Source organism: Desulfosarcina cetonica JCM 12296 (assembly GCF_001311845.1).
Lineage (GTDB): Bacteria > Desulfobacterota > Desulfobacteria > Desulfobacterales > Desulfosarcinaceae > Desulfosarcina > Desulfosarcina cetonica.
This window is the reverse complement of sequence record NZ_BBCC01000246.1, coordinates 1-8,252: the sequence shown is the minus strand read 5'-3', so window position 1 is coordinate 8,252 and position 8,252 is coordinate 1. Positions and strand designations below refer to the sequence as shown.

10 protein-coding genes and 1 pseudogene are annotated in these 8,252 nt (G+C 61.2%); all 11 read left to right on the top strand.

Annotation, left to right across the window (positions count from 1 at the left end; all coding sequences use genetic code 11):
• Positions 1 to 223: hypothetical protein (locus JCM12296_RS40515; protein WP_218188369.1), on the top strand; the 223-nt coding region annotated here is incomplete at its 5' end.
• Between the two features lie 56 nt (positions 224 to 279).
• A complete protein-coding gene (locus tag JCM12296_RS30615) occupies positions 280 to 471 on the top strand; it encodes a hypothetical protein (protein WP_054700987.1) in 192 nt (63 codons plus the stop codon).
• Positions 462 to 764 (top strand): urease subunit gamma, encoded by a 303-nt coding sequence (locus JCM12296_RS30610; RefSeq protein WP_054700985.1) that lies wholly within the window; start codon positions 462 to 464, stop codon positions 762 to 764. Before JCM12296_RS30615 ends, JCM12296_RS30610 begins: the two co-directional genes overlap by 10 nt.
• 141 nt (positions 765 to 905) lie before the next feature.
• Positions 906 to 1,223, top strand: a complete 318-nt coding sequence (locus JCM12296_RS30605) for an urease subunit beta (RefSeq protein WP_054700983.1) — start codon at positions 906 to 908, stop codon at positions 1,221 to 1,223.
• Positions 1,220 to 2,922: pseudogene (ureC, locus tag JCM12296_RS30600) on the top strand (urease subunit alpha). Before JCM12296_RS30605 ends, ureC begins: the two are co-directional and overlap by 4 nt.
• 73 nt (positions 2,923 to 2,995) lie before the next feature.
• Entirely contained in the window at positions 2,996 to 3,436 is a 441-nt protein-coding gene (gene ureE, locus JCM12296_RS30595; RefSeq protein WP_054700980.1) for an urease accessory protein UreE, read from the top strand.
• Positions 3,429 to 4,106 carry an urease accessory protein UreF gene (locus JCM12296_RS30590; protein WP_054700977.1) on the top strand — a complete coding sequence of 226 codons (678 nt, stop codon included), beginning with the start codon at positions 3,429 to 3,431 and terminating at the stop codon, positions 4,104 to 4,106. The genes ureE and JCM12296_RS30590 overlap by 8 nt, the downstream gene beginning before the upstream one ends.
• 11 nt (positions 4,107 to 4,117) lie before the next feature.
• Positions 4,118 to 4,738, top strand: coding sequence for an urease accessory protein UreG (ureG, locus tag JCM12296_RS30585; protein WP_054700989.1), 621 nt, complete (start codon positions 4,118 to 4,120; stop codon positions 4,736 to 4,738).
• Positions 4,739 to 4,806: 68 nt separating this feature from the next.
• A complete protein-coding gene (locus JCM12296_RS30580; protein ID WP_054700974.1) occupies positions 4,807 to 6,237 on the top strand; it encodes a circularly permuted type 2 ATP-grasp protein in 1,431 nt (476 codons plus the stop codon).
• A 191-nt stretch (positions 6,238 to 6,428) separates the two neighbouring features.
• A complete protein-coding gene (locus JCM12296_RS30575; RefSeq protein WP_054700972.1) occupies positions 6,429 to 7,403 on the top strand; it encodes an alpha-E domain-containing protein in 975 nt (324 codons plus the stop codon).
• A 147-nt stretch (positions 7,404 to 7,550) separates the two neighbouring features.
• A partial coding sequence (locus tag JCM12296_RS30570; RefSeq protein ID WP_172684195.1) for a transglutaminase family protein occupies positions 7,551 to 8,252 on the top strand: 702 nt, incomplete at its 3' end.

The following is an 8,252-nucleotide window of genomic DNA, read 5'->3' as shown; positions in this document are numbered from 1 at the left end:
CAGCGGCGTCTCGGCGGACCTGCTGCCAGCGCTGCACGAATGCCTGGCCCGCGAAAAAAGCGACGTTCTGACCGGTGCCAGCGTGGTGGACGACCTTTTGGTGGTCCGTACCCTCGGCCATTGCTCGAGCCGGGCCAAGGCCATCTTTCAGTCCTTGTGGGCGTGGTGGCGACCGTTGTGTTGCGACCGTGAGGCGTGCGTGCCGCGCATCTGGGCCACCTGATTCACGGCCGGTGCCTTTTGCGATGGCCCTCTACGATAAAATGGAGAACCCGAAAAATGAATCAGCAGCAATCCAACAAACCGGCGGCAAAGCCTCCGGTCCAACCCTCCCTGGTTTACGTCTTCACCGTCGATGAGACCCAGCCATCGCTGCACTCGACGATCTTCATGCGCCTGTGGACGTTCCACGGCCGACCGCGGGGATACGTGCCCATCCAAACCATCAGAAAGGACGAACAATGGAGCTGACGCCTAGGGAGAAGGACAAACTCTTGATCTTCACCGCCGCCCTTTTGGCCGAACGGCGCATGGCGCGCGGTCTGAAGCTCAACTACCCGGAAGCGGTGGCCCTGATCAGCGCGGCCATCATGGAAGGGGCCCGCGACGGCCGCACGGTGGCCGATCTCATGGCCCACGGCCGCACCCTGCTGGCTCGCCAGGATGTCATGGAGGGGGTTGCCGAGATGATCGACGAGGTGCAGGTGGAAGCCACCTTTCCCGACGGCACCAAGCTGGTGACGGTGCACCACCCGATCGTCTGATTAGGATCACGGGCATGGCCCGCTCCGACAACCGTCACGGTTATGGCGAACCCTGTAAGAACGGGCCGTGACCGCGAAAATACGGAACCCCCTTGGATAGACAACCGCAACGCTTAGGCGGCACGGAGGACTTTAAAGATAATGATACCCGGAGAGATCATCCCGCTTAAAGGAGACATCACCATCAATGCCGACCGGCCGACCGTCGCCATCACCGTTGTCAACACCGGCGACCGCCCCATCCAGGTCGGTTCCCACTACCACTTTTACGAGACCAACCCCGCGCTTTCCTTCGACCGTGAGAAGGCCCGCGGCTTCCGCCTGGACATCCCCGCCGGCACCGCCGTGCGCTTCGAGCCGGGACAGAGGCGCGAGGTCATCCTGGTGGCCTATGCCGGCAGGCGGCGGGTGTTCGGCTTCAACGGCCGGGTGATGGGCGATCTGGAGGTGCCATCATGAAAACCATGACCCGCAAGGCCTATGCGGAGATGTTCGGCCCCACCACCGGCGACCGCGTGCGCCTGGCCGATACCGAACTGTGGATCGAGGTGGAGGAAGACCGCACCGTTTACGGCGACGAAGTCAAGTTCGGCGGCGGCAAGGTGATCCGCGACGGCATGGGCCAGAGCCAGGCCGGCGGTAGCGATGCCGTGGACGTGGTCATTACCAACGCCTGATCCTCGACCACTGGGGCATCGTCAAGGCCGATATCGGCATCAAGGACGGCCGCATCAGCGGCATCGGCAAGGCCGGCAATCCCGATGTGCAGCCGGGCGTTGACATCGTCATCGGTCCCGGCACGGAAGCCATTGCCGGTGAGAAGTCCATCCTCACCGCCGGCGGCATCGACGCCCACATCCATTTCATCTGTCCCCAGCAGGTGGACGAGGCCCTTTACAGCGGCATCACCACCATGCTCGGCGGCGGTACCGGACCGGCCACCGGCACCAACGCCACCACCTGCACCCCCGGCGCCTGGAACCTTGAGCGCATGCTTCAGGCGGCCGACGGCCTGCCCATGAACCTCGGCTTCATGGGCAAGGGCAACGCCAGCCTGCCTTTAAGTTTGGAAGAACAGGTCCGTGCCGGCGCCATGGGCCTCAAGCTGCACGAGGACTGGGGCACCACCCCGGCGGCCATCGATACCTGCCTGGGCGTGGCCGACGCCATGGACGTCCAGGTGGCCATCCACACCGACACGCTCAACGAATCGGGTTTCGTGGAGCACACCCTGGCCGCGTTCAAGGACCGCACCATTCACACCTACCATACCGAAGGGGCCGGGGGCGGCCACGCGCCCGACATCATCCGCGCCTGCGGCCTGGCCAACGTGCTGCCCTCCTCCACCAACCCCACGCGCCCCTTTACGGTCAACACCGTGGACGAGCACCTGGACATGCTCATGGTCTGCCACCACCTCGACCCGCGCATTGCCGAGGACGTGGCCTTCGCCGAGTCGCGCATCCGCCGGGAGACCATCGCCGCCGAGGATATTCTGCACGACCTGGGCGCCTTCTCGATGATCGCCTCGGACTCCCAGGCCATGGGCCGCGTGGGCGAGGTGATCATCCGCACCTGGCAGACGGCCCACAAGATGAAGGTCCAGCGCGGCAGCCTGCCCGGCGATACGGCCACCCGCGACAACCAGCGAGTCAAGCGGTATGTGGCCAAGTACACGATCAATCCGGCCATCACCCACGGCATCGCCCATGAGGTGGGCTCCGTGGAGGTGGGCAAGCTGGCCGACCTGGTGCTGTGGAAACCGGCCCTTTTCGGGGTCAAGCCGAGCCTGGTGATCAAGGGCGGCATGATCGCCGCCGCGCCCATGGGCGATCCCAACGCCTCGATCCCCTCGCCCCAACCGGTGCACTATCGTCCCATGTTCGGCGCCTTTGGCGGCGCGATGGCGGCCACCACGCTGACCTTTCTCTCCCGGGCGGCGGCGGAGGCCGGCCTGGCCGAAGCCATCGGCCTCAAATCGTGCATCGGCGTGGTCAAGGGCTGCCGGGGCATCGGCAAAAAGGATATGCGCGGCAACGATTACCTGCCGGTCATCGAGGTCGATCCCCAGACCTACACGGTACGGGCCGACGGCGAGCTGCTCACCTGCGAGCCGGCCACGGTGCTGCCCATGGCCCAGCGGTACTTTCTGTTTTAATGGCCGCCCGGGTAACCGCAAGACCGAAAGCCAGATGCGGCTACCCTGTGGAGGCTGCCACGAGGCATTGGCGATGATCCACCTGACCGATAGACTGAAAACATCCCGGGAAGCAACCGCCACCCTGACGCTGCCCTGGGAAGAACGCACCCGCAGCCGCCTGCGGGTGGTCCTGGACGATGGCAGCGAGGCGGGACTGTTCCTGCCGCGCGGCACCGTCCTGCATGACGGCGACCTTTTGGCCTCGGACAACGGTGACGTGGTCCGCATTCGTGCCGCCGATGAAGCCCTCTCCAGCGTGACCGGCCATGACCCCCTGACCATGGCACGCGCCTGCTACCATTTGGGCAACCGGCATACGCCGATCGAAATCACCAGCGGCCGTATCCGTTACCGCTTCGATCCCGTGCTGGACGAGATGATCCGGGGGCTGGGACTGACGGTCAGTCATGATCAGGCCCCCTTCGATCCCGAAGCCGGGGCCTACGGGGGAGGACACCATCATCATGGCTGAATACCATCCCCATCTGCTGCGCCTGATGCACCTGGTGAGCCCGTCCCTGCCCACCGGGGCCTTCGCCTATTCCCAGGGGCTGGAGTGGGCTGTTGATCAGGGTTGGGTCACCGATGCCACCGACCTGGCAGACTGGCTTTTGGATCTGATGACCCACAACCTGAGCGGGGTGGACATCCCGCTCCTGGATCGCATGCTGGCGGCCGGGCGGGCGGGTGATGAAATCGCCCTGGCGGCCTGGTGCGACCTTCTGGTGGCCTTTCGCGAAACCCGTGAGCTGCGCTTGGAAGAACACAACCGCGGCCGCGCCATGGCCCGGCTGCTGGAAGGACTGGGCGTGCCTCTGTCCCCAGCGATGCTGGCGCTGGCGGAAAGGTCCCAGTTGGCCGGATTCGCCCTGGCGGCGGCCCATTGGGGAATCGACCGGGTAACGGCGGCAACGGGCTACCTCTGGTCCTGGCTGGAAAATCAGGTCCTGGCCGGCATCAAAATCATTCCCCTGGGGCAGACTGCGGGCCACCGCCTGCTGCTTGAATTGGATCCGGCGGTAGCGGCGGCCGTATCCCGCGGGCTGTCCCTCAAGGACGATGCCGTGGGGGCATCCAGCCCGGCCCTGGCCATTGCCAGCAGCGGCCATGAGAACCAATACACGCGACTCTACCGGTCGTGAGCGAGGACGATATGACAACCCAATCCGCCCCCTTACGCGTCGGCATCGGCGGTCCGGTGGGCTCGGGCAAAACCGCGCTTCTGCTGAATCTGTGCCTGGCCATGCGCGATGCCTACAACATCGCCGTGGTGACCAACGACATCTACACCCGCGAGGATGCCGAATTTCTCATTCGCCACCAGGCCCTTGCGGAAGGCCGCATCCTAGGCGTCGAAACCGGCGGCTGCCCGCACACGGCCATTCGCGAGGATGCCTCCATGAACCTGACCGCCGTGGCCGATTTGACCGAGCGTTTTCCCGGCTTGGACTGCATCTTCGTCGAAAGCGGCGGCGACAACCTCAGTGCCACCTTCAGTCCCGAGCTGGCCGATCTTTTCATCTACGTGATCGACGTGGCCGCGGGCGACAAGATTCCCCGCAAGGGCGGACCGGGGATCACCCGCTCGGATCTTCTAGTAATCAACAAAATCGACCTGGCCCCCCTGGTGGGGGCCTCGCTCGAGGTCATGGAAAGCGACACCCGGCGCATGCGTGGGGACAAACCCTTTGCCTTCACCAATATGAACACCGGGCAGGGGGTCGACGAGATTGTCGACTTTATTAGAACCCAAGGGATGCTGAATCCGTCATAATGGATCCAAACAGATTTTAAACGGCTTGGCAGGCCAATGAAAAGGATAACAGGGAGGAGGACGGTCGGATGAAAACATTTTCAAGCTACGACCCGGAGGATTTCTACGATGAATTGATCGATGCCGAGGGGCAGCCCAGGCCCGGCGCCCGACTCTTGGTGGACATGATCGAGTCGCTGCCGGAGGGGGACCTGGCCCTGCGCCAAAAGGCGGCCGAGGCCTTGCTGCTGAAAATGGGCATCACCTTCAACGTCTACGGCCGCGAGGAAGGCACCGAGAAGATCTGGCCCTTTGATATCATTCCGCGGATCGTTTCGGCTGAAGACTGGCAGCAGATCGAAAGCGGGCTCAAGCAGCGCATCTTCGCCCTCAACGAATTCATCCAGGACATCTACAACGCCAAGAAAATTATCAAGGACGGAATCATCCCCGAAGACCTGATCATGACCAGCCGCACCTATCGCAAGGCTTGCGAGGGATTCACCCCACCCCGGGGCATCTGGTGCCACGTGACCGGCACGGACCTGGTACGCGACCGCGACGGTCGGTTCTACGTGTTGGAAGACAATCTGCGCTGCCCCTCGGGGGTCTCCTATGTACTCGAAAACCGACAGGTGCTCAAACGCACCTTTCCCCAGGTATTCGAGGCCAGCCAGGTTCGGCCGGTGGACGCCTACCCGTCCAAGCTACTGGAAATGTTGGAATACCTGGTTCCGGAGCATATCCCATCACCGACCATCGGCGTACTCACCCCGGGAATTTACAACAGCGCCTACTTCGAGCATTCGTTTCTCTCCCAGCAGATGGGGGTGGAGCTGGTGGAAGGCCAGGATCTGGTGGTCCACGACGGGTGCGTGCACATGCTCACCACCAAGGGGCTCAAGCGGGTGGATGTACTCTACCGGCGGATCGACGACGACTTCATCGATCCCGAAGTGTTCCGGCCCGACTCCCTTTTGGGTGTCAAGGGACTGATCGGCGCTTACCAGTCCGGCAATCTGGCCCTGGCCAACGCGCCGGGCACGGGCATTGCCGACGACAAGGTGATCTATGCCTACGTGCCGCAGATCATCAAATACTACACCGGCGAGGATGCCATTTTACCCAACGTACCCACCTATATCTGTCGCAACGACGACGACCGCGCCTATGTGCTCGACCACCTGGACCAACTGGTGGTCAAGGCGGCCAATGAATCCGGCGGATATGGCATGCTCGTGGGCCCCCATGCCACGGCCGAAGATCGCGCCGATTTTGCCGAGAAGATCAAGGCCGAACCGCGCAATTACATGGCCCAGCCCACCATCTCGCTCTCCCGGGTACCCACCATCGTGGGCGACCGCATCGAGGGACGCCACGTGGACTTGAGACCCTATGTGCTTTTCGGCAAGGAGATCTACGTGCAGCCTGGTGGGTTGACCCGCGTGGCCCTGCCCAAGGGATCGCTGGTGGTGAACTCGTCACAGGGCGGGGGGAGTAAAGACACCTGGGTGCTTTAGAAAAAATGTCAAATGACAAAGCACAAATGTCAATTGAAGGTATTCTGCCGATTAGATCGATACCATCCTTCATTTGGCATTTGGATTTTGACATTTGGCATTTCCCCGGCCAGCCAATCCCGGGAGCATCATAGACATAAAGCAATTCATTTTCTCTTCGCTACAGGGAAAATTAAAGGAGGTAGGGGACAATGTTAAGTCGCGTCGCCAATTCAATCTACTGGATGTGTCGATACATCGAACGGGCCGAGAACGTGGCCCGTTTCATCAGCGTCAATCTCAACCTGCTCCTGGATATGCCGTTGGAAAAGGGTAATCACTGGGAGCCACTGGTGATGATCACCGGTGATCAGGCCATTTTCGAGAAGCACTATCCCGATTATGAGAAGAAACAGGTAATGCACTTTCTCACTTTCGACCGTAAGTATCCCAACGCCATTCTCACCTGCGTGGCGGCAGCACGTGAAAACGCGCGCTCCATCCGGGAGATTATCTCCTCAGACATGTGGGAGCACCTGAACAATTTCTACCTGGAACTGGCCGACAAGTGCAGTCCGGATATGGCCCTGGCCGATCCCCAGCGCTTCTTCAAGATTATCCAGATGCGCAGTCATCTCTTCACCGGCCTGATGGACTGCTCCATGAGTCATGGCGAAGCCTGGAATTTCGCCCGCATCGGCATGATGCTCGAACGGGCCGACAAGACCTCGCGCATTCTGGATGTCAAGTACTTCATGCTGTTGCCCCGCGCCGATCTGATCAACACCCCCTTCGACAACATCCAGTGGAGCGCCGTGCTCAAATCGGCCAGTGCGCTGGAGATGTTTCGCAAGCGCTATCATCACGCCACACCCCGCAACGTGGCTGATTTTCTCATTTTTGACGACAACTTTCCCCGTTCGATCCGCCACTGTGTCAGCAAGGCCAAGGCCTGCCTGCACCGCATCAACGGATCGATGCCGGGCCTGCCCCAAAATCCCGCCGAGAAGCAGTTGGGCCGTCTCGAAGCGGATCTGGCCTATACGGATATCGACGAGGTGATCGGGCAGGGCATGCACGAGTACCTGGACGGTCTGCAGACCCGTCTGAATCAGGTGGATATGGTCATCGGCACCACTTTTTTCAATATCGAACCCACGACCGAATCCTGCGCCCAGGAGCAATAAAAGGCATTCTACCGATCGAATAAAATCGGCATTCATCCTTCATTTGGCATTCGGACTTTGGCATTTGACATTTTTTCCTCAGTCCGCCAAAACAAACTGAAGTAACGACCCAAATCATTATCTCACGATTCACTGAAAGGACTACCCTTGGGAATCCACGTTGCCCTGAATCACAAGACGACCTATCGCTACGATCGCCGCGTTTCCCTCTCCCCCCAGATTGTGCGGCTGCGGCCGGCGCCCCACTGTCGCACGCCGATTCTGAGCTACGCCATGAAGGTGACCCCGAAAACGCATTTTATCAACTGGCAGCAGGACCCTTTCAGCAACTACCTGGGCCGCCTGGTCTTTCCCGAACCAACCGACGAATTCGTCGTCGAGATCGACCTCGTGGCCGAGATGATCATCATCAATCCCTTTGACTTCTTCCTCGAACCCGATGCCGACCAATTCCCCTTTACTTACGAGCGGAAGCTTAAAGCCGATCTGAGGCCGTACCTGAAAAAGGAGCCGGCCGGCGAGAAACTCGCCGCTTATATGGAAAGCATCGATCGAAAACCGCGGCAGACCATCGACTTTCTGGTGGACCTGAACCGACGGCTGAACCAGGATGTCAGCTACCTGATCCGTATGGAACCCAACGTGCAGAGCCCCGAGGAGACCCTCAGCCGGGGCAGCGGCTCCTGCCGCGATTCGGCCTGGCTGCTGGTCAACATCCTGCGCCATTTGGGCCTGGCCGCGCGCTTCGTTTCCGGCTACCTGATCCAGCTGGCCCCGGACGTCAAATCCCTGGACGGCCCTTCCGGCCCGGAAGCCGACTTCACCGATCTGCACGCCTGGACCGAGGTC

What these genes read in the sequence shown, in the direction of transcription:
- JCM12296_RS30615 (WP_054700987.1), top strand. Translation starts at nt 280, where the DNA reads ATGAATCAGCAGCAATCCAACAAACCGGCGGCAAAGCCTCCGGTCCAA.
- JCM12296_RS30610 (WP_054700985.1), top strand. Translation starts at nt 462, where the DNA reads ATGGAGCTGACGCCTAGGGAGAAGGACAAACTCTTGATCTTCACCGCC.
- JCM12296_RS30605 (WP_054700983.1), top strand. Translation starts at nt 906, where the DNA reads ATGATACCCGGAGAGATCATCCCGCTTAAAGGAGACATCACCATCAAT.
- ureE (WP_054700980.1), top strand. Translation starts at nt 2,996, where the DNA reads ATGATCCACCTGACCGATAGACTGAAAACATCCCGGGAAGCAACCGCC.
- JCM12296_RS30590 (WP_054700977.1), top strand. Translation starts at nt 3,429, where the DNA reads ATGGCTGAATACCATCCCCATCTGCTGCGCCTGATGCACCTGGTGAGC.
- ureG (WP_054700989.1), top strand. Translation starts at nt 4,118, where the DNA reads ATGACAACCCAATCCGCCCCCTTACGCGTCGGCATCGGCGGTCCGGTG.
- JCM12296_RS30580 (WP_054700974.1), top strand. Translation starts at nt 4,807, where the DNA reads ATGAAAACATTTTCAAGCTACGACCCGGAGGATTTCTACGATGAATTG.
- JCM12296_RS30575 (WP_054700972.1), top strand. Translation starts at nt 6,429, where the DNA reads ATGTTAAGTCGCGTCGCCAATTCAATCTACTGGATGTGTCGATACATC.